Genomic DNA, 25,874 nt, shown 5'->3' with positions numbered 1-25,874 from the left:
CGCAGATTTCAATGAGCGGCGCAGGCAAAACGCTGAAGTTAAAAAAACAGGAAGATAAGGCCAGCTTTATAAGCTGGCGTTTTGCGTTGCTGTGCGGCTGTATTTTACTGGCTCTGGGCGGCTTGCTGTCACGCGTTGCGTGGTTGCAGGTGATCAATCCTGACAAGCTGGTGAAAGAAGGGGATTTGCGTTCCCTGCGTGTGCAATCCGTTCCTACTGCTCGTGGGATGATAAGCGATCGTGCAGGTCGTCCTTTAGCCGTGAGTGTGCCGGTGAATGCGATCTGGGCCGATCCCAAAGAGCTGGCAGAACATGGCGGGGTCTCTCTGGATAGCCGCTGGAAAGCGCTGTCCGATGCGCTATCGATCCCACTGGATCAACTGGCTGCACGCATCAACGCAAACCCGAAAGGGCGCTTTATCTATCTGGCACGTCAGGTCAACCCGGCGATTGGTGAGTATGTCAAAAAACTCCGTTTGCCAGGCATTTACCTGCGTGAAGAGTCACGCCGCTATTACCCTGCAGGCCAGGTCACCGCGCATCTGATTGGCTTTACCAACATTGATGGTCAGGGCATCGAAGGAATCGAAAAAAGCTTCGACAAATGGCTGACCGGTGCACCGGGCGAACGTACCGTGCGTAAAGATCGCAATGGCCGCGTGATTGAAGATATTTCTTCGGTAGACAGCCGCGCTGCTCACAACCTGACACTGAGCATTGATGAGCGTTTGCAGGCGCTGGTTTACCGTGAACTGAATAATGCTGTGGCGTTTAACAAAGCGGAGTCGGGTACCGCGGTTCTGGTGGATGTGAACACCGGTGAAGTGCTGGCGATGGCTAACAGCCCAGCCTACAACCCCAATAATCTCAGCAACACCCCGAAAGATGTGATGCGTAATCGCGCGATTACCGACATCTTCGAGCCAGGCTCCACAGTGAAGCCGATGGTGGTGATGACCGCACTGCAACGCGGTGTGGTGAAAGAGAACAGCGTCCTGAATACCGTGCCGTACCGCGTGAATGGTCATGAGATCAAAGACGTGGCGCGCTATAACGAATTGACCCTTACCGGGGTTTTACAGAAGTCGAGTAACGTCGGGGTTTCACGTTTGGCGTTAGCGATGCCCTCCTCAGCACTCGTAGAAACTTACGCGCGCTTTGGACTGGGTAAACCGACCAATTTGGGGCTGGTCGGGGAAAGTAGTGGCTTATACCCTCAAAAACAACGGTGGTCTGACATAGAGAGGGCCACCTTCTCTTTCGGCTACGGGCTAATGGTAACGCCGTTACAGTTAGCGCGAGTCTACGCAACCATTGGCAGCTATGGCATCAATCGCCCGCTGTCGATCACCAAAGTTGACCCGCCGGTGGCGGGTGAACGCGTTTTCCAGGAAGACCTGGTGAAAACGGTGATGCACATGATGGAAAGCGTTGCATTGCCTGGCGGTGGTGGTGTGAAAGCCGCTATCAAAGGCTATCGCATCGCTATCAAGACCGGTACCGCCAAAAAGGTCGGGCCGGATGGACGCTACGTCAATAAATACATTGCTTACACCGCAGGCGTTGCGCCTGCCAGTCGCCCTCGTTTTGCACTGGTGGTGGTGATCAACGATCCCCAGGCCGGTAAATATTATGGTGGTGCGGTTTCTGCACCGGTGTTTGGCGCCATCATGGGCGGTGTGCTGCGTACCATGAACATCGAGCCTGATGCGTTGCCAACAATTGATAAGAACGAGTTGGTGAAGAACAGAAGTGAGGAATCAAGTGACCGATCGTAACCTGCGCGAATTACTGGCCCCGTGGGTGCCGGGTGCGCCGGCGCGTCCACTCCGTGACATGACACTGGATAGCCGCGCAGCGGCTGCTGGCGATCTGTTTATCGCCGTGGCGGGCCATCATGCTGATGGACGTCGTTTTATTCCGCAAGCTATTGCTCAGGGCGTAGCGGCAGTGATTGCCGAAGCCGAGGGCGAAGCCAGCGATGGAGATATCCGCGAGATGCACGGCGTCCCGGTTATCTATCTGGCGCAGTTGCAGCAGCGTCTCTCTGCACTGGCCGGGCGCTTTTATCAGCAGCCTGCTGAAAAACTCAAATTGATCGGCGTGACGGGTACCAATGGAAAAACCACCACGACACAGCTCATTGCTCAGTGGGCCAACCTGCTAGGCGAAACCGGCGCAGTGATGGGCACGGTGGGGAATGGCCTGTATGGTCAGTTGGTGCCTACCGAAAACACCACCGGCTCTGCGGTTGATGTGCAGCATGTGTTGAATGATCTGGTCGAGCAGGGCGCAACTCTGGCGGCGATGGAAGTCTCTTCACACGGTCTGGTGCAACACCGTGTGGCTGCGCTGCCGTTTGCCGCCGCCGTGTTCACCAACCTCAGCCGCGATCATCTTGACTATCACGGCGATATGCAGAGCTACGAAGCGGCGAAATGGCTGCTGTTCTCTGAGCATCTGGTGAACGCTGCGATCGTCAATGCCGATGACGAAGTGGGCCGCCGCTGGCTGGAAAAATTACCGGATGCGGTTGCCGTTACCATGGGCGACAATTTGCAGTCGGGTTGCCGTGGTCGCTGGCTTAAAGCCACCGCAGTGAACTATCACGATGGCGGTGCGCATATTCAGTTCAGCTCAAGCTGGGGTAACGGTGAATTTGACAGCCGCCTGATGGGCGCATTCAACGTCAGCAATCTGTTGCTGGCCTTAGCGACCTTGCTGACGCTCGATTATCCGCTGGACGCGCTGGTCTCAAGCGCCTCGCAGTTGCAGCCGGTATGCGGTCGCATGGAAGTATTCACCGCGCCAGAAAAACCCACGGTAGTGGTGGATTATGCTCACACTCCCGATGCGCTGGAAAAAGCGCTGGAAGCCGCTCGTTTGCACTGCAAAGGCAAGCTGTGGTGCGTGTTTGGCTGTGGCGGCGATCGTGACAAAGGCAAACGTCCACTGATGGGCGCGATTGCCGAGCAGTTCTCTGACATTGTGGTGATCACTGACGACAATCCGCGTAGCGAAGAGCCTGGCGCGATTGTTAACGATATTATGACTGGTCTGCTCGATCCCGGCCGCGCTCGCATCGTTGCAGGCCGTGCGCAAGCGGTCACTAACGCGGTGATGCAAGCCAGCGCTGATGACATCGTGCTGGTGGCCGGTAAAGGCCACGAAGACTATCAAATCATTGGCAACCGCCGCCTTGATTACTCCGACCGTGAAACTGTCGCCCGCTTGCTGGGGGTGATGGCATGATTCCGATTTCCCTGAAAACACTGGCAGAGATCAGCGGTGGTGAATTGCTGGGTGCAGACCTGACCATTGCGGATGTGACAAGCGACACGCGTAAGGTTACCGATGGCAGTCTGTTTGTTGCGCTGGTGGGTGAACGTTTTGATGCACATGATTTTGTGAACGATGCCATCGCTAACGGTGCCAAGGCGCTGCTGGTAAGTAAGCACTTGCCGGTGGATGTGCCACAGGTGGTGGTCGCGGATACGCGTATTGCTTTTGGTCAGCTAGGTGCCTGGGTGCGCCAGCAGTCAAAAGCCCGTGTGGTGGCGTTGACCGGATCATCTGGCAAAACCTCCGTCAAAGAGATGACGGCGGCAATTCTGCGCCAGTGTGGTGAGACCCTGTACACTGCGGGCAACCTGAACAATGATTTTGGCGTGCCGATGACACTGCTGCGCCTGACGCAGGATCACGATTACGCAGTGATTGAGCTGGGTGCCAATCATCAAGGCGAAATTGCTTACACCACCGATCTGGTGCGCCCTGAAACCGCGCTGGTGAATAACCTGGCCGCGGCGCACCTGGAAGGATTTGGTTCACTGGCTGGCGTGGCGAAAGCCAAAGGCGAAATTTTTGGCGGATTGCCAGTACATGGCACCGCGATTGTGAACGCCGAGAGCAATGACCTCGCCAACTGGCAATCACAGTTTGTCGATAAAACGCTGTGGCGCTTCTCCCCGCAGCCGATGGCAGAGGCAGAATTCCGCGCCAGCGACATTGTGCTGCGTGCGGATGCCACGCTGTTTACCCTGCATACTCCGCGCGGTGACATTGCCGTGGCGTTACCTTTACCCGGACGTCACAACATTGCCAACGCACTCGCGGCGGCAGCGTTGGCACTGTCGGTTGATGCTCCGCTGAGCGCGATTCAATCTGGCCTGAAAACCCTGCAGCCCGTGCCGGGCCGCCTGTTCCCGATTCGTCTTGCTGACAATCAGTTACTGCTCGATGACAGCTACAACGCCAACGTCGGTTCCATGACGGCGGCTGCGCAAGTGTTAGGCGATATGCCGGGCTATCGCGTGATGGTGGTCGGGGATATGGCCGAGTTGGGCGATGAAGCCGAACAATGTCACCAGCAGGTAGGGGAAGCCGCGAAGGCAGCGGGTATTAATTGTGTGTTGAGTACCGGCACGCTGAGCCGATTGATCGGTGAAAGCAGCGGTAAAGGCGAACATTTCGCCACTAAAGCCGATCTGACGGAACGTTTACGCACATTGCTGTCCCAACATCGGGACATCACTATTTTGGTTAAAGGCTCACGTAGCGCCGCCATGGAGCAGGTCGTCGAGAGCTTACAGGAGAAAGGAACATGCTAGTCTGGCTGGCCGAACATCTGGTCGCACTTTATTCCGGCTTTAACGTCTTCTCGTATCTGACGTTTCGCGCCATTGTCAGCCTGCTGACCGCTCTGTTCCTTTCGCTGTGGATGGGACCGCGTTTGATTGCCTGGCTGCAGAAATTGCAGATTGGCCAGGTGGTACGTAACGACGGTCCAGAGTCGCACTTCAGTAAACGTGGTACGCCGACCATGGGCGGCATCATGATCCTCACCTCGATTACCGTTTCGGTGCTGATGTGGGCTTATCCTTCCAACCCATATGTGTGGTGTGTGTTGGCGGTACTGGTGGGCTTTGGCGTAATTGGTTTTGTCGATGATTATCGCAAAGTGGTACGCAAAGACACCAAAGGTCTGATTGCCCGCTGGAAATACTTCTGGATGTCGGTGATCTCGCTGGGCGTGGCTTTTGCCCTGTATGCCGCAGGACACGGCACGCCAGCCACGCAGTTAGTGGTGCCGTTCTTTAAGGACATCATGCCGCAGCTGGGCCTGTTTTATGTGTTGCTGGCCTACTTTGTGATTGTCGGTACCGGTAATGCCGTAAACCTTACCGATGGTCTGGATGGTCTGGCAATCATGCCAACCGTGTTTGTCGCCGCAGGCTTTGCGCTGGTGGCATGGGCGACTGGTAACGTGAAGTTTGCTGAATATCTGCATATTCCGTATCTGCGTCACGCGGGTGAACTGGTGATTGTGTGTACCGCCATCGTCGGTGCCGGGCTGGGCTTCCTCTGGTTCAACACCTACCCGGCGCAAGTCTTTATGGGTGATGTCGGCTCACTGGCGCTGGGTGGCGCGCTGGGCACCATCGCGGTGCTGCTGCGTCAGGAGTTCTTGTTGGTAATCATGGGCGGCGTGTTTGTGGTTGAAACCCTGTCGGTGATCTTGCAGGTGGGGTCGTTCAAGCTGCGTGGTCAGCGTATTTTCCGCATGGCACCGATTCACCACCACTATGAATTGAAAGGCTGGCCGGAGCCGCGCGTAATTGTGCGCTTCTGGATTATTTCACTGATGCTGGTGCTGATTGGCCTGGCAACGCTGAAGGTACGTTAATCATGGCTGACTATCGGGGCAGAAAAGTCGTCATCATCGGATTAGGCATTACCGGCCTGTCCTGTGTTGATTTCTTCCTCGCGCAGGGCGTTACGCCTCGCGTGATGGATACCCGTGTGTCTCCGCCGGGCCTCGATAAACTGCCTGAGTCGGTAGAACGTTATGTTGGCGGTATCAACAGTGACTGGTTGCTGGCGTCTGATTTTATCATCGCCAGCCCGGGCATCGCGTTAGCGCATCCAGCGTTGCGTGAAGCTGCGGATGCCGGGATCGAGATCGTCGGCGATATCGAACTGTTCTGCCGAGAAGCGCAGGCACCGATTGTCGCCATCACCGGTTCGAACGGTAAGAGCACCGTCACCACCCTTGTGGGCGAGATGGCGCGTGCGGCAGGCTGGCAGGTGGGCGTGGGCGGCAATATTGGTTTGCCGGCACTCACCCTGTTGAAATCCCCGGCGCAGCTGTATGTGCTGGAACTTTCCAGCTTCCAGCTCGAAACCACTTACAGCTTAAAGGCCGCAGCGGCGACCATTCTCAACGTGACTGAAGATCATATGGATCGCTATCCGTTGGGTATGCAGCAGTATCGCGCGGCGAAACTGCGCATTTATGAAAATGCCCGCATCTGCGTGGTGAATGCCGACGATGGCATGACCATGCCCGTTCGTGGCGTTGACGCGCGCTGTGTCAGTTTCGGCATTAACCTTGGCGACTACCATCTGACGCAACAGCAAGGCAGCACCTGGCTGCGTGCCCAGGGCGAACGCGTGTTGAACACCGATGAGATGACATTGGTGGGGCAACATAACTACACCAACGCCCTCGCTGCACTGGCGCTGGCTGATGCCGTCAATATTCCACGAGCATCAAGCCTGAAAGCGTTAACCACCTTCACCGGCCTGGCGCACCGTTTCCAACTGGTGCATGAAGCCAACGGCGTGCGCTGGATTAATGACTCCAAAGCCACCAACGTCGGCAGCACCGAAGCGGCACTCAATGGCTTGCAGGTGAAAGGCACCTTGTGGCTGCTGATGGGAGGTGACGGCAAATCGGCTGATTTCAGTACCCTGACGCCTTATCTGCAGGGTGACAACGTACAGCTGTTTTGCTTCGGTCGCGACGGTGATGCACTCGCCGCACTGCGCCCGGAGATTGCCACGTGCACCGAGACCATGCAGCAAGCGATGGCGTTGATTGCACCTCAGGTCAAAGCCGGCGATATGGTGCTGCTTTCCCCTGCGTGTGCCAGCCTTGACCAGTTCCGTAATTTTGAACAGCGTGGCGATCAGTTCGCGCAACTGGCGAAGGAGTTGAGCTGATGCGCATTCCGGGTGCCAGTATTGCCAGCTTCCTCTCTGTTCGCTTACGCGATTGGGTGATGGGTGGCCGTGAAAATGATGACGCACCAGTGGTGTTGTACGATCGCACGCTGCTGTGGCTGACCTTTGGCCTGGCGATCATTGGTTTTGTGATGGTGACGTCGGCGTCAATGCCGGTTGGGCAGCGTCTGAATGAAGATCCGTTCTACTTTGCCAAGCGTGACGCGTTTTACATCGCGCTCGCTTTAGGGATGGCGCTGGTGACTTTGCGCGTGCCAATGGATTTTTGGCAGCGCTACAGCAACGTGATGTTGATGGCATCGGTGGTGATGCTGCTAATCGTGCTGGTGGTCGGCAGCTCCGTTAACGGTGCATCACGTTGGATCGCGCTCGGCCCCTTGCGTATTCAGCCCGCGGAGCTATCGAAGCTCTCGCTGTTCTGCTATCTCGCCAGTTATCTGGTGCGCAAGGTGGAAGAGGTGCGTAATAACTTCTGGGGCTTCTGCAAGCCAATGGGCGTGATGGTGGTGCTGGCCGTCTTGCTGTTGGCACAGCCTGACCTCGGCACCGTGGTGGTGTTGTTCGTCACCACGCTAGCGATGCTGTTCCTCGCGGGGGCGAAGATGTGGCAGTTCCTGGCGATTATCGGCTCCGGTATTTTTGCCGTGGTCCTGCTGATTATCGCCGAACCTTACCGTATGCGCCGTGTGACCTCCTTCTGGAACCCATGGGAAGATCCCTTCGGCAGCGGTTACCAGCTGACGCAGTCCCTGATGGCCTTTGGCCGTGGTGAATTCTGGGGACAGGGCTTAGGCAACTCGGTGCAGAAACTGGAATATCTGCCGGAGGCACATACCGACTTTATCTTCTCCATCATTGGTGAAGAGTTGGGTTATGTCGGTGTGGTTTTAGCGCTGTTGATGGTATTCTTCGTCGCTTTTCGCGCGATGTCGATTGGTCGCCGTGCACTTGAGATCGATCAGCGCTTTTCTGGCTTCCTCGCTTGTTCAATTGGCGTGTGGTTTAGCTTCCAGGCGCTGGTTAACGTCGGTGCAGCTGCAGGTATGCTGCCGACCAAAGGTCTGACATTGCCGCTAATCAGTTACGGTGGTTCGAGTTTGATCATCATGTCGACTGCCATCGTGTTTTTATTGCGCATTGATTATGAAACGCGTCTGGCAAAAGCACAGGCGTTTACCCGAGGTGCTCGATGAGTAGCAAGCGGCTGATGGTGATGGCCGGCGGAACCGGTGGACATGTGTTCCCGGGTCTGGCAGTGGCCCATCACCTGATCGAACAGGGCTGGCAAGTACGCTGGCTGGGAACCGCTGATCGCATGGAAGCGGATTTGGTACCGAAGCATGGCATCGAGATTGAGTTTATCCGCATCAGCGGTTTACGCGGAAAAGGCGTGAAAGCTTTGTTACTGGCACCGGTCAGAATTTTCAATGCATGGCGTCAGGCGCGCCGCATCATGAAAAACTGGCAGCCGGATGTGGTGCTCGGTATGGGCGGATATGTTTCCGGACCGGGTGGTCTCGCGGCGTGGAGCTGCGGTATCCCTGTGGTACTGCACGAGCAGAATGGTATTGCTGGGCTGACCAACAAATGGCTGGCGAAAATCGCCACCAAAGTGATGCAAGCCTTTCCGGGTGCATTTCCCACCGCGGATGTCGTTGGCAACCCGGTGCGCACCGATGTGCTGGCACTGCCTTTGCCCGCAGAACGTCTGAGTGGCCGCATGGGTCCGATTCGCGTGCTGGTGGTCGGTGGCAGCCAGGGGGCGCGTATTCTTAATCAGACTATGCCACAGGTTGCCGCGCAGCTGGGTGAGGCTATCACTCTCTGGCATCAAACCGGTAAGGGCGGGCTGGAAACGGTGCAACAGGCTTATCGCGATGCAGGACAACCACAGCATAAAGTCACCGAGTTTATCGATGACATGGCCGAAGCCTACGCATGGGCCGATGTGGTGGTGTGCCGTTCGGGCGCATTGACGGTGAGCGAAGTGGCTGCCGCAGGTTTACCGGCAATTTTTGTGCCTTTCCAGCACAAAGATCGTCAGCAGTACTGGAACGCGCTGCCGCTTGAGAAAGCGGGCGCGGCCAAAATTTTCGAGCAGCCGCAATTTACTGCCGCTGCGGTCGCAGACACGTTGCGCGATTGGGATCGCACCACGCTATTGGCGATGGCAGAAAAAGCCCGCCAGGTCGCGATTCCTGATGCAACCGATCGGGTTGCGCAAGAAGTCGCACGCGTCGCGAAGTAAGTTAACAGGTTGGTTTGACTGACCCGTACCTGAATGCAGGTACAAACGGGATAAACAGGTAATTGAGACAGATGAATACACAACAATTGGCAAAACTGCGTTCTATTGTGCCCGAGATGCGTCGCGTCCGGCACATTCACTTTGTCGGCATCGGTGGTGCTGGCATGGGCGGTATTGCCGAAGTGTTGGCGAACGAAGGCTATCACATTAGCGGGTCCGATCTGGCACCTAACCCGGTGACCCAGCACCTGGCCGCGCTAGGCGCGACAATCTATTTCAACCATCGTCCGGAAAACGTGACCGATGCGAGTGTTGTGGTGGTGTCAACCGCGGTAGCGCAAGACAATCCAGAGCTGGTTGCGGCACGCGAACAGCGTATCCCGGTAATTCGTCGTGCCGAAATGCTGGCCGAATTGATGCGTTTCCGTCACGGCATCGCGATTGCCGGCACGCACGGTAAAACCACCACCACGGCGATGGTGACCAGTATTTATGCCGAAGGCGGATTAGATCCTACCTTCGTTAACGGCGGGTTAGTCAAAGCGGCGGGCACACATGCGCGCCTGGGAACCAGCCGTTACCTGATTGCGGAAGCCGATGAGAGCGACGCGTCCTTCCTGCATCTGCAGCCGATGGTGGCGATCGTCACTAACATCGAAGCGGATCATATGGACACCTATCAGGGCGATTTCGAAAACCTGAAGCAGACGTTCATCAACTTCCTGCATAACCTGCCGTTCTACGGTCGTGCGGTGATGTGTGTCGATGATGTGGTGATTCGCGATCTGATCCCACGCGTGGGGCGTCAGGTTACCACTTACGGCTTCAGTGATGATGCTGACGTCCGCATTGAAAACTACGAGCAGCGTGGCGCGCAAGGGCACTTCACGCTGATTCGCCAGGATAAGCCAGTGCTGAAAGTGACCCTGAATGCACCAGGACGCCACAATGCATTAAATGCGGCGGCGGCCGTAGCAGTTGCCAGCGAAGAGGGCATTGAAGACAACGCCATCCTCGCGGCGCTGGAGAGCTTCCAGGGCACAGGACGTCGCTTCGACGTGCTGGGCGAGTTTGACACCGCTGCCGTCAACGGCAATCCTGGCAGTGCGATGCTGGTTGATGACTACGGTCATCACCCAACCGAAGTAGACGTCACCATCAAAGCAGCCCGTGCGGGCTGGCCAGATAAAAAACTGGTGATGGTATTCCAGCCGCACCGCTACACGCGTACGCGCGATCTGTTTGATGACTTCGCGAATGTGCTGTCACAGGTGGATGTCCTGCTCATGCTGGACGTTTATCCGGCCGGTGAAGCGCCAATTCCGGGCGCAGACAGTCGCTCACTGTGCCGCGCCATCCGTAACCGTGGCAAGGTTGATCCGATTCTGGTGTCAGAACATGACGCATTACCGGATGCACTGGCACCGCTGCTTTCTGGCGACGATCTGGTGATCGTGCAGGGCGCAGGCAATATCGGCAAAATCGCCCGCAAACTGGCTGAAATCGAATTGCAGCCTGCTGCAAAAGCGGAGGCGCGTCATGGCTGAGAAAGTCGCCGTCCTGATGGGCGGAACCTCGGCAGAGCGCGATGTGTCGCTCAATTCGGGCAGCGCGGTATTAGCGGGTCTGCGCGAAATGGGCATTGATGCGCACGGTGTTGATACCCGTGATGTCTCGGTGCTCGACCTGAAAGCGCAGGGTTTTGCCAAAGCGTTCATTGCATTACATGGCCGTGGCGGTGAAGACGGCACGCTGCAAGCGGTGCTGGAGTTCCTGCAAATGCCTTACACCGGTAGCGGCGTAATGGCTTCGGCCATCACCATGGATAAACTGCGCAGCAAACTGCTGTGGCAGGGCAGGGGACTGCCATCGGGCAAATTTGTCTGGCTGACGCGTCAACAGCACGATGCGGGTTTGGATGCGGCAACGCAGACGGCGATCGCCGCCCTCGGTTTACCGCTGTTCGTGAAGCCAAGCTGTGAAGGGTCAAGCGTAGGCATTAGCCGCGTTAACAGCGTCGAGGCCTTGCCTGCAGCGCTGGAAGAGGCATTCCGTCACGATAATGACGTGCTGATCGAAGCGTTTCTCAGCGGTGCAGAGTACACCGTGGGTATCCTGGGGGATGAAATTCTGCCATCCATCAGAATAAAAACCGCCAGCGAGTTCTATGACTATGAAGCTAAATACATTTCTGACGATACTGAATACTTCTGCCCGAGCGGTTTAAGCGCAGAGAAAGAAGCAGAATTGCAGACATTGGTGTTGGCGGCATGGCGTGCACTGGGATGCAGTGGCTGGGGCCGTGTGGATGTGATGGCTGACGGTGAGGGTAATTTCCAGTTGTTGGAAGTTAACACCTCCCCTGGCATGACCAGCCATAGCCTGGTGCCGATGGCGGCTCGACAGGCGGGATACAGTTTCCCGCAGTTGGTCGCCCGTATTCTGGAGCTGGCTGACTGATATGTCTCAGGCGGCCCTACGCGTAAGAAATCGCGAACCCCAGGAGCGAAGCAGCACCGGGCGTAGCAACGGTGCACGGCTGTTTGGCATCGTGTTCCTGCTGATGGTGTTGGGCATCATGGCGGCGGGCGGCTTGGTGGTGCTGAAGTGGATGAATGATGCTTCGCGCCTGCCTTTATCGAAACTGGTGGTGACGGGTGAAACCCACTACACCACGCACGATGATATTCGCCAGGCCATTTTGTCGCTTGGCGCGCCGGGGACGTTCATGTCGCAAAACGTGGACATCATCCAGCAGCAGATTGAGCGTTTACCGTGGATTAAGCAGGTCAGTGTGCGTAAGCAGTGGCCTGATGAGCTGAAGATTAACCTGGTAGAGTATGTTCCGGTGGCTCGCTGGAATGACTCCCACATGGTAGACGCCGATGGCGTCTCCTTCAGCGTCCCGGCCAGCCACATCGGTAAAGAAACACTGCCGATGTTGTATGGCCCGGAAGGCAGTGAAACAGAGGTGCTGGCCGGTTATCACACCATGCGTGATGTGCTCCAGGCCAGCAAGTTTACCCTGAAGGTCGCGTCGATGACGGCGCGGCGCTCGTGGCAGTTAGTGACCAGCGACGATGTGCGCATCGAGCTGGGTCGCAGCGACACCATGAAGCGTCTTAACCGTTTTATTGAGCTCTATCCGGAGCTGCAACAGCAGGGCCAGAGTCAAAACAAGCGCATTGCGTATGTCGATTTGCGCTATGACTCGGGTGCCGCAGTAGGCTGGGCAGCGGCTCCGTTGGAGCAACAGGACAGTAATCAGCAACAAAACCAGGCACAGGCTAAACCACAATGATCAAGGCAACGGACAGAAAACTGGTAGTAGGACTTGAAATCGGCACCGCCAAGGTTGCCGCCCTGGTTGGGGAAATTCTGCCTGATGGTATGGTCAACATTATTGGGGTGGGCAGTTGCCCGTCTCGTGGTATGGATAAAGGTGGCGTAAACGACCTTGAGTCAGTGGTGAAATGCGTTCAGCGTGCCATAGACCAGGCCGAACTGATGGCTGATTGTCAGATTTCGTCGGTTTACCTTGCTTTATCGGGCAAACATATCAGTTGTCAGAACGAAATCGGGATGGTTCCGATTTCGGAAGAGGAAGTCACTCAGGATGATGTAGAGAACGTGGTACATACGGCGAAATCCGTACGCGTGCGCGATGAACATCGTATCCTGCATGTCATTCCTCAGGAATATGCCATTGATTATCAGGAAGGCATCAAGAACCCGGTGGGGCTTTCCGGCGTGCGTATGCAGGCAAAGGTGCACTTGATCACCTGCCACAACGACATGGCAAAAAATATTGTTAAAGCCGTTGAACGATGCGGCCTGAAAGTTGACCAACTGATTTTTGCCGGACTGGCATCCAGTTTTTCAGTTCTGACAGAAGATGAACGTGAGCTGGGAGTCTGTGTTGTTGACATCGGTGGCGGTACAATGGATATCGCAGTCTATACTGGCGGCGCACTGCGTCACACCAAAGTGATCCCTTATGCAGGGAATGTGGTGACCAGCGATATCGCGTATGCCTTCGGTACGCCACCAACCGACGCAGAAGCCATTAAAGTCCGCCATGGTTGTGCATTGGGCTCGATTGTAGGCAAAGACGAAAACGTCGAAGTGCCAAGTGTGGGTGGACGTCCACCGCGCAGCCTTCAACGTCAAACGCTGGCGGAAGTGATTGAGCCGCGTTACACCGAACTGCTGAATCTGGTGAATGACGAGATTCTGCAACTGCAGGAGCAACTGCGCCAGCAGGGCGTGAAACATCATCTGGCGGCCGGTATCGTGCTGACCGGTGGTGCGGCGCAGATTGAAGGCCTGGCCGCTTGCGCACAGCGTGTGTTCCACACACAGGTGCGTATTGGCCAGCCACTTAACATCACTGGCCTGACGGATTACGCGCAGGAGCCGTATTACTCAACTGCAGTCGGTCTGCTGCATTACGGCAAAGAGTCACATATGAACGGTGATGCAGAAACGGAAAAACGTGCTTCAGTGGGCAATTGGTTTAAACGAATCAATAGCTGGCTGAAGAAAGAGTTTTAATTTTGAAAAAGGAGACCATGCAGGCAATGTTTATGGTCTCCAGGCGACAGGCACATAACGGAGAGAAATCATGTTTGAACCTATGGAATTAACCAATGACGCGGTGATTAAAGTCATCGGCGTCGGCGGTGGCGGTGGCAACGCCGTAGAGCACATGGTACGCGAACGTATCGAAGGTGTAGAATTCTTCGCTGTAAACACCGACGCACAAGCGTTGCGTAAAACAGCGGTTGGCCAGACGATTCAGATCGGGACCGGTATCACCAAAGGTCTCGGTGCGGGTGCCAATCCGGAAGTCGGTCGTACCTCAGCGGAAGAAGATCGCGAAGCACTGCGTTCTGCACTGGAAGGGGCAGACATGGTGTTTATTGCTGCTGGCATGGGCGGCGGTACCGGTACCGGTGCAGCGCCAGTGGTGGCTGAAGTAGCAAAAGATTTGGGTATCCTGACCGTTGCGGTGGTGACTAAGCCATTCAACTTTGAAGGCAAAAAGCGTATGGCTTTTGCTGAGCAGGGTATCGCAGAGCTGTCTAAGCATGTTGATTCACTGATCACCATTCCTAACGACAAGCTGCTGAAAGTGCTGGGTCGCGGTATCTCTCTGTTGGATGCGTTCGGCGCAGCTAACGACGTGCTGAAAGGCGCGGTGCAGGGTATCGCAGAGCTGATTACTCGCCCGGGCTTGATGAACGTTGACTTCGCTGACGTGCGTACCGTGATGTCAGAAATGGGCTACGCGATGATGGGTTCAGGCGTGGCATGCGGTGAAGACCGTGCGGAAGAAGCGGCCGAAATGGCGATCTCCAGCCCACTGCTGGAAGACATCGACCTGTCAGGCGCGCGCGGCGTGCTGGTCAACATCACGGCGGGCTTCGACCTGCGTCTGGATGAGTTCGAAACTGTGGGTAACACTATCCGCGCCTTCGCCTCTGACAATGCAACCGTGGTGATCGGTACTTCCCTGGATCCAGAGATGAACGACGAGCTGCGCGTGACCGTTGTTGCCACCGGTATTGGTATGGACAAGCGTCCAGAAATTACCCTGGTGACCAACAAGCCAGCTACTCAGCCAGTGATGGACCATCGTTACCAGCAGCACGGTATGGCACCGTTGCCTCAGGAACAAAAACCTGCGGCAAAAGTGGTCAATGACCAGCCTGCATCATCTAACAAAGAGCCAGATTACCTCGATATTCCAGCCTTCCTGCGTAAGCAGGCTGACTAAGAATATCCTGATAATTGGGATTCTCCGCTCTTTGTGCTAAAGTGTTCGCCCGCCGGTAATTTATACTGGCGGTCGGATGGGTAATATTGCGAGATAAAGCGATGATCAAACAAAGGACATTAAAACGTATTGTTCAGGCGACAGGTGTCGGTTTACATACCGGCAAGAAAGTCACGCTGACCTTACGCCCTGCGTCGGCTAATACCGGGGTCATCTATCGTCGCACTGACTTGAATCCACCGGTTGATTTCCCGGCTGATGCAAAATACGTGCGCGACACCATGCTGAGTACTTGCCTGGTGAATGATGAAGGCGTGCGTATTTCGACGGTTGAACACCTGAATGCAGCATTGGCTGGCCTGGGCATTGATAACATTATCGTTGAAGTCGATGCGCCAGAAATTCCAATCATGGATGGCAGTGCCGCGCCTTTTGTCTATTTGCTGATGGATGCAGGCATCGAAGAGCTGAGCAGCGCGAAGAAATTCGTCCGCGTGAAGCAAACGGTGCGTGTGGAAGATGGTGATAAGTGGGCTGAGATCAAACCGTACAACGGTTTCTCGCTCGATTTTACTATCGACTTCAAACACCCAGCGATTGACTCAAGCTCGCAGCGTTACCAGCTGAACTTCTCGGCTGAGGCGTTTGTTCGCCAAATCAGCCGCGCGCGCACTTTTGGCTTTATGCGTGAAATTGAATATCTGCAGTCTAAAGGCCTGTGCCTGGGCGGTAGCTTAGACTGTGCGATTGGACTCGATGATTTCCGCGTACTTAACGAAGACGGTCTGCGCTTTGAAGATGAATTCGTTCGTCACAAAATGCTGGATGCTATCGGTGATTTGTTCATGTGTGGTCATAACGTGATTGGCGCATTCTCTGCGTTCAAATCAGGCCATGCGCTGAACAATAAATTACTGCAGGCGGTTCTGGCTAAGCAGGAAGCCTGGGAATGGGCAACCTTCGAAGACGAAGCTGAACTGCCGCTGGCATTCAAAGCACCAAATTTAGTGCTGGCGTAAGCCAGACGTAAAAACGGCAGGTCTCGCTGACACCCTCTCCGGTCAGCCGAGCCTGCCGTTTTTTATTGCCTGATAATCAATCCTGCAAGACCGCTCGCAATTCTTCACTCAGACTGGCGAAAGCCTGTACAAAAAAACGTGAATTCCCCCGTAAGCCCTTTAAACACTGGTGTCGTTGCCCCACATAAGTGCTATTATCTGGCGCTCGTATGAGTAGGGTCGTGGATGACCACGGCAGCTCCATCACTTATTTAATTAAACTCTGGACAGGTTGTGATCGGGATTTTCTCACGCTGGCGACAATTAGGCAGACGCTATTTCTGGCCTCATCTCTTATTAGGGATGGTGGCGGCCAGTTTGGGCTTGCCTGCCTGTGCGCAAAGTGCGGAGCCCACGGCGACTGACTCGCCCATCAGCAGCCTGTTTGTCGGCAACGCTGTACACTTCGATCATTTGATTCGCCTGCAGGAAAGTGCGCGTCGACCGAACTTTAACGTCGATTACTGGCACCAGCATGCGATCCGTACCGTCATTCGCCACCTTTCATTTAGCATGACACCGCCCGCAGTAGCGGAGGCTGAGCAAGCTGTGCCGCTGGCGGCGCAAAAGCTGGCGTTAATTGATTCGTTGCAGGCGCTGCTGACATCGCCTGTCCAACCCGCTCTGGCGCTTGACGCGCAAAAAACCCCAGGTCATCACGACCTCTCAATCCCAACTTCTGCTGACTGGCAGGCTGCTATCCATGGCATCCGCGCTGGGCCACTCAACGCTTAACTGCTAACTTTTTTCCACATCCTGTTTTAGATTTTCCAGACCGTAAATTACGGCTGAATTGAGAAAAATTTATCATGTTAATCAAATTATTAACCAAGGTTTTTGGCAGCAGTAACGATCGTACTCTGCGCCGTATGCGCAAAATTGTTGATGTCATCAACAAGATGGAACCGGACTTCGTTAAGTTGTCTGATGATGAGCTGAAAGCCAAAACCGATCTGTTCCGCGAGCGTCTGAAAAAAGGCGAGAGCCTTGAAAGCCTGATTCCAGAAGCTTTTGCCACCGTGCGTGAAGCCAGTAAGCGTGTGTTTGGCATGCGTCACTTCGATGTGCAGCTGATCGGCGGTATGGTGCTGAATGAGCGTTGCATCGCGGAGATGCGTACAGGTGAGGGTAAAACCCTGACCGCAACCCTGCCGGCCTATCTGAACGCGCTGAGCGGCAAAGGCGTCCACGTTGTTACCGTCAACGACTATCTGGCCCAGCGTGATGCGGAAAACAACCGCGCACTGTTCGAGTTCCTCGGCCTGTCTATCGGTATCAACCTGCCGAATATGCCTGCTGTGGCGAAGCGCGCCGCATACGCCGCTGATATCACTTACGGTACCAATAACGAATACGGTTTTGACTACCTGCGTGACAACATGGCGTTCAGCCCGGAAGAGCGCGTCCAGCGTAAACTGCACTATGCGCTGGTGGATGAAGTTGACTCCATTCTCATCGATGAAGCGCGTACACCGCTGATCATTTCCGGACCGGCGGAAGACAGCTCTGAGCTTTACACCAAAGTAAACAAAATCATTCCGCACCTGGTGCGCCAGGAGAAAGAAGACTCTGACACCTTCCAGGGTGAAGGTGATTTCTGGGTGGATGAAAAAGCACGTCAGGCTCACATGAGCGAGCGCGGCCTGGTCAAGGTCGAAGAGCTGCTGGTCAGCCAAGGCATCATGGAAGAGGGTGAGTCACTTTACTCCCCAACTAATATCATGTTGATGCACCACGTTACCGCTGCGCTACGTGCCCACGCGCTGTTTACCCGCGACGTTGACTACATCGTTAAAGACGGTGAGGTCATCATCGTTGATGAACACACCGGACGTACCATGCAGGGTCGCCGCTGGTCAGACGGCCTGCATCAGGCGGTTGAAGCCAAAGAAAGTGTCGAGATCCAGAACGAAAACCAAACGCTGGCATCCATTACCTTCCAGAACTATTTCCGTATCTACGAAAAACTGGCCGGTATGACGGGTACTGCAGATACCGAAGCGTTTGAATTCAGCTCTATCTACAAGCTCGATACCATCGTGGTGCCAACCAACCGTCCGATGGTGCGTAAAGACATGGCCGATCTGGTCTACATGACCGAGAAAGAGAAGATTGATGCCATCATTGAAGACATCCGTAACTGCACAGCAAAAGGTCAGCCAGTGCTGGTCGGTACCATTTCAATTGAAAAATCAGAAGTGGTCTCCCAGGAATTGACGCGTGCGGGCATTAAGCACAGCGTACTGAACGCTAAGTTCCACGCCAGCGAAGCGGATATTGTTGCTCAGGCGGGACAGCCTGCAGCCGTGACTATCGCGACTAACATGGCCGGTCGTGGTACCGACATCGTACTCGGTGGTAGCTGGCAGGCAGAAGTTGCCGCGCTGGAAGCACCAACTGAAGAACAAATCCAGGCAATTAAAGAGGCGTGGAAACTGCGTCACGATGCGGTACTGGCATCGGGCGGTTTGCACATTATCGGTACTGAGCGTCACGAATCTCGCCGTATCGATAACCAGCTGCGCGGCCGTGCCGGTCGTCAGGGTGATGCCGGTTCCTCTCGCTTCTACCTGTCGATGGAAGATGCGCTGATGCGTATTTTTGCCTCGGATCGTGTCTCTAATATGATGCGCAAACTGGGTATGAAGCCGGGCGAAGCGATCGAGCACCCATGGGTGACCAAAGCGATTGCTAACGCACAGCGCAAAGTTGAAAGCCGCAACTTCGACATTCGTAAGCAGCTGCTGGAATACGATGACGTGGCTAACGATCAGCGTCGCGCCATTTACAGTCAGCGTAATGAGCTGCTGGATGTGTCCGATGTGTCCGAAACCATCAACAGCATCCGTGAAGATGTGTTCAAAGCGACCATCGATACCTATATTCCGCCACAGTCTCTGGAAGAAATGTGGGATGTTCCGGCGCTGGAAGAGCGTCTGCGTAACGATTTCGACCTCGATCTGCCGATTGCAGAGTGGCTGGACAAAGAGCCAGATCTGCATGAAGAGACGCTGCGTGAGCGTATCATGACTCATGCACACGAAAGCTATGCCGCCAAGGAAGAAGTGGTGGGCGCTGAGATGATGCGTAACTTCGAGAAAGGCGTAATGCTCCAGACGCTGGACTCACTGTGGAAAGAGCACTTAGCGGCGATGGATTATCTGCGCCAGGGTATCCATCTGCGTGGTTATGCGCAGAAAGATCCGAAGCAGGAATATAAGCGTGAATCCTTCTCTATGTTCGCTTCGATGCTGGAATCACTGAAATATGAAGTGATCAGCACCCTGAGCAAGGTACAGGTACGCATGCCAGAAGAAGTTGAAGCGATGGAGCAGCAGCGTCGTGAAGAAGCGGAACGTCTGGCACAGCAGCAACAGTTGAGTCATGTTGATGATGAAACGGCGGCTGCCGCTGCACTGGCTGCACAGGGCGGAGAGCGCAAAGTCGGGCGTAACGATCTGTGCCCATGCGGTTCCGGTAAGAAGTACAAACAGTGTCACGGCCGTCTGGCCTGATGAACAAGGAGCCTGCGGGCTCCTTTTTTATTTGAGTGTCGGCATCGGGTTAACATTACTGGGCGACTGCTTTAAAATCAGCGCTCACTTACTCAAAGCGGAATCCAGCTTATGAAACACCTGCAGGTCGCGGTGGGCATCATTCGCAATGCCAGTCACCAGATCTTTCTTGCTCAGCGCGCGGCAAGCTCTTACATGGCCAACAAATGGGAGTTTCCTGGCGGCAAAATCGAACAGGATGAAACCGCGGAACAAGCCCTAAAGCGTGAATTGATGGAGGAAACAGGCATCGATGTGACGGCAGCCAAAGCCATCGGTTTAGCCGATCATAGCTATGATGACCTGCGCGTCACGCTGCATTTCTTTCTGGTGGAAGGGTGGAACGGTGAGCCGTATGGTCGAGAAGGACAGCCACAACGCTGGGTTGAGCAGCGTGATCTGGTCGCGGATGAATTTCCTCCCGCAAACCACCAACTGATTGCTCAGTTAGTCGCTGGCGAGATTTAAGCCAAGGGGCGGTGCCCCTTGCGCATCAGTGCTGCTCTTCACTCCAGTCATCGCTGTCGGTCAGGTCGCTGTCACTGGGGATGCGTTTCTCCTCCGCTGCCCATTCGCCCAAATCAATCAGCTGGCAACGTTTGCTGCAAAACGGGCGCCACGGACTCAACTCATCCCACATCACGTCTTTACCGCAGTTAGGGCAGGGTACGGTAATCATCTCTTCTTGCATAACATCCTCTAGCAACAGGCTAATTCAAAATTCAGTCGAGCGGGGACTTCCCCTCGTTCGCTATCAAGTGGCAGGAAGCGAATAGCGTAACGGCTCTTATGGCCTGAGACTTGCGGGTAAAGCGCATCTTCCAGCGTGAGTTGCAGGCGCAGTAAGTCCGAGCCTTCAGCATTATCCTGATAAAAACCGTTGAGGCTGGTTTGATGACGAAAGGCACCTGACTGGCGAATCAGATCAAGGATCAGGGTCAGGCTATTGCGCAGCGGCATCAGGGACGCCAGCCAGCTGTTCACCTGAGTATCCCGCAGTGACTGTTCCTGATGGAGCCAGATATGCAGGCTGGGCAAATCAAAACTGCAGCAACCGCCGGGTATGCTCAAGCGTTGGCGCACCAGCGCGATGAGGCGATCTTCACGTAACTGTTGTCCCATGCGTGGGGCAGCCATTAATTCAGTGGATTGGCGTTTTAAACGATCGCGCAAACTGACAATGGTTTGCTCGTCGACACCGGGCACATCCAGCCAGGCGCGCAGCTTTTGCTGCTGGCGCTCCAGTTCTTTGAGTAACTCGGTGCGCATATCCCCGCGTTCGAAGATATCCAGCAAATCACCCATAATACGAAACACTGCCAGGGCAGATACCGAGCCGCTAACAGGGACCGTTTCATGTAACTGGTTCAGCAGAAACTCGACACGCAACCAGGTGCGCATCTTCTCATTCAGTGGGTGCTCAAATAGAACAACTGTGCTCATGATGTTAATCCTGTCGGGTTGCTGCCAGGCGTAAATAGCACTGGTGAAGTTCAGCAACGCGCGGTAACGCCTGCTCGGGTGTACCGCTATTATCAATGATGTCATCCGCACAGGCTAAGCGCTGTTCGCGACTGGCCTGCGCGGCAAGAATATTTTTCGCCTGGCTGAGCGTAATGCCATCCCGAGACTGCGTTCGCTGAAGTTGCGTTGCCTCATCCACGTCGACGACCAGAATGCGATCGGCCTGATGTTGTAAGCCGTTCTCCACCAGCAGTGGCACTACCCACAATACATAGGGTGAAGTCGCGAGTAATTTTAACTGATGTGTTCGCGCATTGATGAGCGGATGAAGTAACTGATTAAGCCAGTTTTTCTCCTTTGGCTGCTGGAAAATAATTTCTCGCAACCGAGCGCGATACAGCGTTCCTTCTGCCGTCAGGATCGACTCACCATGGCGCTTAACTATCGCCGATAAGGCCGGGGTGCCGGGCTCAACCACTTCTCTGGCAATCACATCGGCGTCAATGATATCAACGCTCAGCGCCGCGAAAGCGTTGGCAATGGTGCTTTTACCGCTGCCAATACCTCCGGTGAGCGCAACGGTAAAAGGCATCGCGTTCTCTCGGAATGTGTCTCATCGGCGACCACAGGTCACAGCAAGATGAGAGCATGATCACAATCAATTTTCTCAGCTAAATTTAAGGGATTGTAGCCTAAATAAAGTGAAATTCGCAGTCTTGTCACGTCAGTAATGGCGCGTATGATAACGAGACTGGAGCCGTGAGCGCTACCCGAACTGCGGTTCGTCGTCACTAACCAGGACATCCTGCTATGCGTATTGAAGAAGATTTAAAGCTGGGCTTTAAAGATGTTTTAATCCGGCCCAAGCGCTCTACCTTAAAAAGCCGTTCTGAGGTTGAACTTGAACGCACCTACACCTTCAAACACTCTGGCCTGAACTGGACGGGCGTGCCGATAATTGCCGCCAATATGGACACCGTTGGTACCTTTACCATGGCCGAGGCCTTGGCGAGTTTCAACGTGTTGACGGCGGTGCATAAGCACTACAGCGTTGACGCCTGGCAGGCATTCATTCAGCGTGTCTCACCAACGGTACTGCGCCATGTGATGGTCTCTTCCGGCACTTCAGAATCTGACTTCACCAAGCTGGGCGCGATCCTGGCATTGACGCCGCAACTCAATTTTATCTGCATCGATGTCGCTAACGGTTATTCAGAGCACTTTGTTGAATTCCTGCAGCGAGTGCGGGAAAGTTTTCCCGGTAAGACTATCTGTGCGGGGAACGTAGTAACCGGTGAGATGGTTGAAGAGTTGATTCTCTCTGGTGCGGATATCGTCAAGGTTGGCATTGGGCCTGGTTCTGTGTGCACCACCCGCGTCAAAACCGGCGTCGGCTATCCACAGTTATCCGCGGTAATTGAGTGCGCTGATGCCGCACATGGACTCGGTGGACAGATTGTCAGTGATGGTGGCTGTTCTGTGCCTGGTGATATTGCGAAAGCCTTTGGCGGCGGAGCCGATTTCGTCATGCTCGGCGGAATGTTGGCGGCGCATGATGAGTGCGAAGGTTCCATCGTTGAAGAGAATGGCGAGCAATTTATGCTGTTCTATGGCATGAGTTCGGAGTCGGCGATGAAACGCCACGTTGGCGGCGTTGCCCAATATCGCGCAGCAGAAGGTAAAACCGTGCGGCTGCCGCTGCGTGGCCCGGTTGAAGAGACGGTGAAAGATATCCTCGGCGGATTACGCTCTGCCTGCACCTACGTTGGGGCAGAACGGCTGAAAGAGCTGACAAAACGCACCACCTTCATCCGTGTAGCAGAACAGGAAAACCGGGTGTTCACACGCTAGTGCCGGAAACAGGTGCGCGGTGCGCACCTGCTAACGGATAGCCTCTCCCAGGCCAAATACCGGCAAGTACATTGCAATCACCAACGTTCCAACGATGCCGCCTATCACCACCATCATCAGTGGCTCCAGCGATGCCGCAAGGGTATCCGCACGAGACAGCGTTTGAGCTTCATGCCATTCAGCCAGACGCGCCAGCATCACATCCAGCGCTCCCGCTTCCTCTCCGACGCGAATAAGTTGAGCACACAGCGGCGTGAAGAGTGCATGTTGTTGTAGTGCCTGATGCAGCGGTGCGCCAGCGGCGATATGCTGTTGCAGTGCGACAATGTCCTCACGCCACAGACATGAAGACAAGGTGACTTCTACCGCCTGCAGGCTATGCAGCAGGGTTAAACCGGCCTGCTGTGTCAGGTGCATAATGGCGTAGATCTGACTCAGTTGCCCTCCGCGCCACAGTGGAGATAACAGCGGCAGGCGCAAGAGCCCGCGTTCTACACGCCGTTGCCATGGCATTGAGCGACGATAAAGCCACTTGCCGATCAATATCAATGCGGCGATGAGCAGCGAAAGGGGAACGGCAGCCTGCTGTAACCCTTCCGACAGCGCGATGACTGCCGCAGTAAAAGCGGGAAGTGGGGCATTAAAACTGGCATACACAGAGACGAACTCTGGCAGGACAAACAGCAACATACCGGCACTGACCGCTATCGCAACCAGTAGAATAAACAGCGGATAACGCAGCGCTTTAATCACTTTCTGGCGCAGATGCTGTTGCTTACTTTGCTGGAGCGCCAACTGTCGGCAGCACTCATCGAGTTGGCCTGTCAGTTCCCCTACCTCCATTAATGCTGGAAAGAGCGGCGGAAATATCTGCGGCCAGGCACGCAGTGCCTGCGAGAAAGTGCCTCCCGCTATAACCCGGCGGTGTAATTCACTCAGCAACACGCGCCATCCCGCATGCGGATGGCCCTCTGCCAGCAAGGTCAGGCTTTCCGCCAGCGGCAAGCCTGCCTTCAGCAAAGTGGCCAACTGGCGAACCAGGTCGATTTTCTGTTGCCATTTCCAGTCCCGAGCACGCCAGCATCGGCCGCGATGCCAGTTGACCGGCAGCATTCCGCGGTTCGAGAGCTGATTAAGCAGCGAATCCTGGTTTGCCACGAGCGAGGTGCCGTCCAGTAACAACCCCATAGTGTCGAGCGCCTGCCAGCGGTAAGAATAGAGATTAGCCATCACCCAATCCCACGACGCGCTGCATCTCCTCGAAAGACGTTTCTCCCCGACTTACCGCATCCAACCCAGCGGTGAGCAAGCTTTTCATCCCCAGCTCATTGGCTAGCGCGATAACGTGCTCCAGCGGCATATCGGCCGATATCGCGTTTTGCAGCTTATTACTCATCGGGAGAATTTCGAACAGTGCAACACGACCGTAATAGCCGGAAAAACAGTGGTCACATCCCGGTGCACGCCAGGTTTGCAATGTGCCCGGCCACATTTCATGGGGTAAGTGGGCAATCGCCTGCGCCGGCTGGCGGCAATGTGTACACAGGCGCCTGACTAAACGCTGCGCCACGACCAACTGTAATGCCGGGCCGAGCAGATAGCCGGGAATGTCCATCTGCCGCAGGCGTGTGAGGGTTTCTGCGGTAGAGTTTGTGTGTAGGGTCGAGAGGACTAAATGCCCAGTCTGTGCCGCTTTCACGGCAATGCTGGCGGTTTCGGCATCGCGGATCTCTCCCACCATGATGACATCAGGATCCTGCCGTAATAGTGCGCGCAGCACGCGGTTAAAATCGAGGCCGCTGCGTGGATGGATCTGAGTCTGATTGATGCCATCGAGTGGGATCTCGACCGGATCCTCAACACTGCATACATTCTTATCCGGCACGTTCAGCGCGCTCAATCCACTGTAAAGCGTAAAGGTTTTTCCACTGCCTGTCGGTCCGGTGACCAGAATCAGCCCTTGAGGTTTAGCCAGGGCATTTTTCAACAGACGCAATTGCGTGAGCGGCATACCGAGCTTATCCAGCGTGATGGCGCTGTTTTCACTCTGCAGCAGCCTGACCACCGCTTTTTCGCCGTGGCTGGTAGGGAGCGTGGAGAGGCGAAAGGCCATCATCTGCTCATCGATCGGCAACGTAAATTGACCATCCTGTGGCAGACGGCGTTCGGCAATATCCAGACCACCCAGAATTTTGAGCCGAGCCAGCACTGCAGCAGGTTGTGCATCAGGCAGTTGTGACAATTTATGCAGCACGCCATCAATGCGCAGACGGATGCGTAAGCCATGGCGTTGTGGTTCAAAATGCACATCCGAAGCGCGCCGATGGCTCGCCTGACGCAGAATGTTTTCCACGGCGTTGATCGCAGACTCTGACGTAGCAGGTTCACGTGTGACAGCAGCGGCGTCGGGGTTATGCAGTAACTGCTCCAATCGCGCGGCGGGCCAACACTCGACTTCAACCTTGCACTGGCTGGCGAATTGCAGCGCCTCAAGCAGGAGCGGGTCGGGGGTCTCTGCAACGGCGACGCGCAGTAATGTCGCGTCGTGTTGCAGCATCACGGCTTGATAGTGCGCGCACAAGCTCTGCAATGCCGGATTAGAATGCTCCATTGTTAGCTGTCCTTATCGGCAAAACGAAACTGTTCCAGGCAGCTATCGCGCAAGCTGGCGTTGGTGCTGGTGCAACTGCGTTGCCAGTCAATTGTGCCTTCTGTGGCATTCCAGGCCGGCGTCATCTCCACCTGCAACCCGCTGAGACTCTCCTGACCGGCTAAGGAAATCACTCCATTAGCCACGCTCAATGTTGCGACATAACGCGAGCCTTTGGCCGCAGGAATACCCCCTGTACCCGCCTGGCACTGCGCCGGATCGCCACGCTCAATGGCGCAAAGCT

General features: G+C 55.2%; 22 protein-coding genes and 1 pseudogene. 17 read left to right on the top strand and 6 right to left on the bottom strand.

All coding sequences use genetic code 11. From position 1 onward, the window contains the following. Positions 1-11 precede the first annotated feature (11 nt). The 16 genes from PSSD_RS10125 (at position 12) to mutT (ending at position 20,133) form a co-directional block, all read left to right on the top strand. The gene (locus PSSD_RS10125; protein ID WP_039329353.1) at positions 12-1,778 is read left to right on the top strand and encodes a peptidoglycan glycosyltransferase FtsI; all 1,767 of its coding nucleotides are present in this window, start codon (positions 12-14) and stop codon (positions 1,776-1,778) included. Next, the gene (murE, locus tag PSSD_RS10120; protein WP_058971188.1) at positions 1,765-3,252 is read left to right on the top strand and encodes a UDP-N-acetylmuramoyl-L-alanyl-D-glutamate--2,6-diaminopimelate ligase; all 1,488 of its coding nucleotides are present in this window, start codon (positions 1,765-1,767) and stop codon (positions 3,250-3,252) included. Before PSSD_RS10125 ends, murE begins: the two co-directional genes overlap by 14 nt. Then, a complete protein-coding gene (murF, locus tag PSSD_RS10115; RefSeq protein WP_058971185.1) occupies positions 3,249-4,610 on the top strand; it encodes a UDP-N-acetylmuramoyl-tripeptide--D-alanyl-D-alanine ligase in 1,362 nt (453 codons plus the stop codon). The genes murE and murF overlap by 4 nt, the downstream gene beginning before the upstream one ends. After that, complete coding sequence (gene mraY / locus PSSD_RS10110) at positions 4,604-5,686, top strand: phospho-N-acetylmuramoyl-pentapeptide-transferase (protein WP_039329348.1); 1,083 nt, start codon at positions 4,604-4,606, stop codon at positions 5,684-5,686. Before murF ends, mraY begins: the two co-directional genes overlap by 7 nt. 2 nt (positions 5,687-5,688) lie before the next feature. Then, on the top strand, positions 5,689-7,005 hold the full coding sequence (murD, locus tag PSSD_RS10105; RefSeq protein ID WP_058971184.1) for a UDP-N-acetylmuramoyl-L-alanine--D-glutamate ligase: 1,317 nt from the start codon (positions 5,689-5,691) through the stop codon (positions 7,003-7,005). Beyond that, positions 7,005-8,219, top strand: coding sequence for a cell division protein FtsW (gene ftsW, locus PSSD_RS10100; RefSeq protein WP_039329344.1), 1,215 nt, complete (start codon positions 7,005-7,007; stop codon positions 8,217-8,219). The genes murD and ftsW overlap by 1 nt, the downstream gene beginning before the upstream one ends. Beyond that, a complete protein-coding gene (gene murG, locus PSSD_RS10095) occupies positions 8,216-9,274 on the top strand; it encodes an undecaprenyldiphospho-muramoylpentapeptide beta-N-acetylglucosaminyltransferase (RefSeq protein ID WP_058971180.1) in 1,059 nt (352 codons plus the stop codon). The genes ftsW and murG overlap by 4 nt, the downstream gene beginning before the upstream one ends. 71 nt (positions 9,275-9,345) lie before the next feature. Further along, entirely contained in the window at positions 9,346-10,821 is a 1,476-nt protein-coding gene (gene murC / locus PSSD_RS10090; RefSeq protein WP_039329341.1) for a UDP-N-acetylmuramate--L-alanine ligase, read from the top strand. Then, positions 10,814-11,734, top strand: a complete 921-nt coding sequence (locus PSSD_RS10085; protein ID WP_058971177.1) for a D-alanine--D-alanine ligase — start codon at positions 10,814-10,816, stop codon at positions 11,732-11,734. The genes murC and PSSD_RS10085 overlap by 8 nt, the downstream gene beginning before the upstream one ends. Before the next feature lies 1 nt (position 11,735). Next, the gene (gene ftsQ / locus PSSD_RS10080) at positions 11,736-12,575 is read left to right on the top strand and encodes a cell division protein FtsQ (protein ID WP_039329338.1); all 840 of its coding nucleotides are present in this window, start codon (positions 11,736-11,738) and stop codon (positions 12,573-12,575) included. Beyond that, on the top strand, positions 12,572-13,828 hold the full coding sequence (gene ftsA, locus PSSD_RS10075; RefSeq protein WP_013507861.1) for a cell division protein FtsA: 1,257 nt from the start codon (positions 12,572-12,574) through the stop codon (positions 13,826-13,828). Before ftsQ ends, ftsA begins: the two co-directional genes overlap by 4 nt. Before the next feature lie 70 nt (positions 13,829-13,898). Next, positions 13,899-15,053 (top strand): cell division protein FtsZ, encoded by a 1,155-nt coding sequence (ftsZ, locus tag PSSD_RS10070; RefSeq protein ID WP_039329333.1) that lies wholly within the window; start codon positions 13,899-13,901, stop codon positions 15,051-15,053. Between the two features lie 101 nt (positions 15,054-15,154). Further along, on the top strand, positions 15,155-16,072 hold the full coding sequence (gene lpxC, locus PSSD_RS10065; RefSeq protein ID WP_058971174.1) for a UDP-3-O-acyl-N-acetylglucosamine deacetylase: 918 nt from the start codon (positions 15,155-15,157) through the stop codon (positions 16,070-16,072). A 273-nt stretch (positions 16,073-16,345) separates the two neighbouring features. Continuing rightward, on the top strand, positions 16,346-16,846 hold the full coding sequence (gene secM, locus PSSD_RS10060) for a secA translation cis-regulator SecM (protein ID WP_058971171.1): 501 nt from the start codon (positions 16,346-16,348) through the stop codon (positions 16,844-16,846). A gap of 74 nt (positions 16,847-16,920) precedes the next feature. Next, positions 16,921-19,626 carry a preprotein translocase subunit SecA gene (gene secA / locus PSSD_RS10055; RefSeq protein ID WP_039329327.1) on the top strand — a complete coding sequence of 902 codons (2,706 nt, stop codon included), beginning with the start codon at positions 16,921-16,923 and terminating at the stop codon, positions 19,624-19,626. Between the two features lie 111 nt (positions 19,627-19,737). Continuing rightward, a complete protein-coding gene (gene mutT / locus PSSD_RS10050) occupies positions 19,738-20,133 on the top strand; it encodes an 8-oxo-dGTP diphosphatase MutT (protein WP_039329325.1) in 396 nt (131 codons plus the stop codon). Positions 20,134-20,158: 25 nt separating this feature from the next. Here the strand turns inward: mutT and yacG are convergent, their stop codons facing one another. The 3 genes from yacG to coaE are packed head-to-tail and all read right to left on the bottom strand — an operon-like array spanning position 20,159 to position 21,721. Next, on the bottom strand, positions 20,159-20,356 hold the full coding sequence (gene yacG, locus PSSD_RS10045; protein WP_034829659.1) for a DNA gyrase inhibitor YacG: 198 nt from the start codon (positions 20,354-20,356) through the stop codon (positions 20,159-20,161). An 8-nt stretch (positions 20,357-20,364) separates the two neighbouring features. Further along, complete coding sequence (zapD, locus tag PSSD_RS10040) at positions 20,365-21,108, bottom strand: cell division protein ZapD (RefSeq protein WP_058971169.1); 744 nt, start codon at positions 21,106-21,108, stop codon at positions 20,365-20,367. Between the two features lie 4 nt (positions 21,109-21,112). Continuing rightward, positions 21,113-21,721: a dephospho-CoA kinase gene (gene coaE, locus PSSD_RS10035; protein WP_039329320.1), complete on the bottom strand. Its 609-nt coding sequence runs from the start codon at positions 21,719-21,721 to the stop codon at positions 21,113-21,115. A gap of 218 nt (positions 21,722-21,939) precedes the next feature. Between coaE and PSSD_RS10030 the strand changes: the two genes are divergently transcribed. Continuing rightward, positions 21,940-22,980 (top strand): GMP reductase, encoded by a 1,041-nt coding sequence (locus PSSD_RS10030; RefSeq protein WP_039329319.1) that lies wholly within the window; start codon positions 21,940-21,942, stop codon positions 22,978-22,980. Positions 22,981-23,010: 30 nt separating this feature from the next. Here the strand turns inward: PSSD_RS10030 and hofC are convergent, their stop codons facing one another. From hofC to PSSD_RS10015, 3 genes and pseudogenes are all read right to left on the bottom strand, one after another. Then, a complete protein-coding gene (gene hofC / locus PSSD_RS10025) occupies positions 23,011-24,210 on the bottom strand; it encodes a protein transport protein HofC (RefSeq protein ID WP_058971166.1) in 1,200 nt (399 codons plus the stop codon). Next, positions 24,203-25,591 (bottom strand): type II secretion system protein GspE, encoded by a 1,389-nt coding sequence (gspE, locus tag PSSD_RS10020; RefSeq protein WP_058971164.1) that lies wholly within the window; start codon positions 25,589-25,591, stop codon positions 24,203-24,205. The genes hofC and gspE overlap by 8 nt, the downstream gene beginning before the upstream one ends. 2 nt (positions 25,592-25,593) lie before the next feature. Then, a pseudogene (locus tag PSSD_RS10015) lies at positions 25,594-25,874 on the bottom strand (prepilin peptidase-dependent pilin); the annotation flags it as partial.

The organism is Type-D symbiont of Plautia stali (assembly GCF_001485335.1).
Taxonomy (GTDB): domain Bacteria; phylum Pseudomonadota; class Gammaproteobacteria; order Enterobacterales; family Enterobacteriaceae; genus Pantoea; species Pantoea vagans_C.
The sequence above is the reverse complement of the archived record's forward strand: the minus strand, read 5'-3'. Positions and strand labels throughout refer to the sequence as shown.